A 2,973-nucleotide genomic window follows, 5' to 3' on the forward strand; every position below is an offset into this window, starting at 1 on the left:
TAAAATCTGGAAGCGTAATTAAATTCTTTTCGTCTACTTTCTATTCTTAACTTCTAACAAGTCAAACCACTTTGGCGTTGTATGGTTAAGCCTCACGGGTAATTAGTACGAGTTAGCTCAATGCCTCACAGCACTTCCACATCTCGCCTATCAACGTTGTAGTCTTCAACGGCCCTTCAGTTAACTTAAAGTCAAAGTGAGAACTCATCTCGAGGCTCGCTTCCCGCTTAGATGCTTTCAGCGGTTATCGATTCCGAACGTAGCTACCGGGCAATGCTATTGGCATAACAACCCGAACACCAGCGGTTCGTCCACTCCGGTCCTCTCGTACTAGGAGCAGCCCCTCTCAATTCTCAAACGCCCACGGCAGATAGGGACCGAACTGTCTCACGACGTTCTAAACCCAGCTCGCGTACCACTTTAAATGGCGAACAGCCATACCCTTGGGACCGACTTCAGCCCCAGGATGTGATGAGCCGACATCGAGGTGCCAAACACCGCCGTCGATATGAACTCTTGGGCGGTATCAGCCTGTTATCCCCGGAGTACCTTTTATCCGTTGAGCGATGGCCCTTCCATTCAGAACCACCGGATCACTATGACCTACTTTCGTACCTGCTCGACGTGTCTGTCTCGCAGTTAAGCTGGCTTCTACCATTACACTAACCGTACGATGTCCGACCGTACTTAGCCAACCTTCGTGCTCCTCCGTTACTCTTTGGGAGGAGACCGCCCCAGTCAAACTACCCACCAGGCACTGTCCTCAACCCCGATTAGGGGCCTAAGTTAGAACATCAACACTACAAGGGTGGTATTTCAAGGACGGCTCCACACAATCTAGCGACTGTGCTTCAAAGCCTCCCACCTATCCTACACATGTAGGGTCAATGTTCAGTGCCAAGCTGTAGTAAAGGTTCACGGGGTCTTTCCGTCTAGCCGCGGGTACACAGCATCTTCACTGCGATTTCAATTTCACTGAGTCTCGGGTGGAGACAGCGTGGCCATGGTTACACCATTCGTGCAGGTCGGAACTTACCCGACAAGGAATTTCGCTACCTTAGGACCGTTATAGTTACGGCCGCCGTTTACCGGGGCTTCGATCAAGAGCTTCGCCTAAGCTAACCCCATCAATTAACCTTCCGGCACCGGGCAGGTGTCACACCGTATACGTCATCTTACGATTTTGCACAGTGCTGTGTTTTTAATAAACAGTCCCAGCCACCTGGTCACTGCGGCTCTCGTCTGCTTATGGAGCAAGTCCTTCACAAACAAGAGCGTACCTTCTCCCGAAGTTACGGTACAATTTTGCCTAGTTCCTTCACCCGAGTTCTCTCAAGCGCCTTAGTATTCTCTACCTGACCACCTGTGTCGGTTTAGGGTACGATTCGATATAAACTGAAGCTTAGAGGCTTTTCCTGGAAGTAGGGCATCAACAACTTCACTACCGTAGTAGCTCGTCTCGACTCTCAGCCTTAGCGACCCGGATTTTCCTAAGTCACCAGCCTACAGCCTTTCACATGGACAACCAACGCCATGCTTGCCTAGCCTGCTCCGTCCCCCCATCGCATTTATACCAAGTACGGGAATATTAACCCGTTTCCCATCGACTACGCTCTTCAGCCTCGCCTTAGGGGTCGACTCACCCTACCCTGATTAACATGGGATAGGAACCCTTGGTCTTCCGGCGTGCGGGTTTTTCACCCGCATTATCGTTACTCATGTCAGCATTCGCACTTCTGATATGTCCAGCATGCCTCCCGGCACACCTTCAGCCACTTACAGAACGCTCCCCTACCCCGCATACAAAGTATGCAGCCGTAGCTTCGGTGGTATGTTTAGCCCCGTTACATCTTCCGCGCAGGCCGACTCGACTAGTGAGCTATTACGCTTTCTTTAAAGGATGGCTGCTTCTAAGCCAACCTCCTAGCTGTTTTAGCCTTCCCACATCGTTTCCCACTTAACATACACTTTGGGACCTTAGCTGACGGTCTGGGTTGTTTCCCTCTCCACGATGGACGTTAGCACCCACCGTGTGTCTCCCGGATAGTACTTTACGGTATTCGGAGTTTGCAAAGGGTTGGTAAGTCGGGATGACCCCCTAGCCTTAACAGTGCTCTACCCCCGTAAGTATTCGTCCGAGGCTCTACCTAAATAGATTTCGGGGAGAACCAGCTATCTCCCGGTTTGATTAGCCTTTCACTCCTAGCCACAGGTCATCCCCTAACTTTTCAACGTTAGTGGGTTCGGTCCTCCAGTCAGTGTTACCTGACCTTCAACCTGCCCATGGCTAGATCACCGGGTTTCGGGTCTATACCCTGCAACTTAAGCGCCCAGTTAAGACTCGCTTTCGCTACGGCTCCCCTAAATGGTTAACCTTGCTACAGAATATAAGTCGCTGACCCATTATACAAAAGGTACGCAGTCACCCTCGAAGGGCTCCTACTGCTTGTACGTACACGGTTTCAGGTTCTATTTCACTCCCCTCACAGGGGTTCTTTTCGCCTTTCCCTCACGGTACTGGTTCACTATCGGTCAGTTGGGAGTATTTAGCCTTGGAGGATGGTCCCCCCATATTCAGTCAAAGTTTCACGTGCTCCGACCTACTCGATTTCACTTCAGATAAATTTTCGTGTACGGGACTGTCACCCTGTGTCGTCCAACTTTCCAGAAGGTTCCACTAATTACACTGAAGCTTAAGGGCTAATCCGATTTCGCTCGCCGCTACTTTCGGAATCTCGGTTGATTTCTTTTCCTCGGGGTACTTAGATGTTTCAGTTCTCCCGGTTTGCCTCTTACAGCTATGTATTCACTGCAAGATACCGCTGTGCGGTGGGTTTCCCCATTCGGAAATCTAAGTCTCAAGTGCCTCTTACTGGCTTGACTTAGCTTATCGCAAGTTAGTACGTCCTTCATCGCCTCCAACTGCCAAGGCATCCACCGTGTACGCTTAGTCACTTAACCATACAACCCAAA

At 50.5% G+C, this 2,973-nt stretch carries 1 rRNA gene; it reads right to left on the reverse strand.

What is annotated here, in order from left to right:
- Nucleotides 1-81 precede the first annotated feature (81 nt).
- Nucleotides 82-2,961, reverse strand: a 23S ribosomal RNA gene (locus N483_RS12950).
- Nucleotides 2,962-2,973 lie beyond the last annotated feature (12 nt).

Origin of the sequence: Pseudoalteromonas luteoviolacea NCIMB 1944, from assembly GCF_001625565.1 — a bacterium.
GTDB classification, from domain to species: domain Bacteria; phylum Pseudomonadota; class Gammaproteobacteria; order Enterobacterales; family Alteromonadaceae; genus Pseudoalteromonas; species Pseudoalteromonas luteoviolacea_F.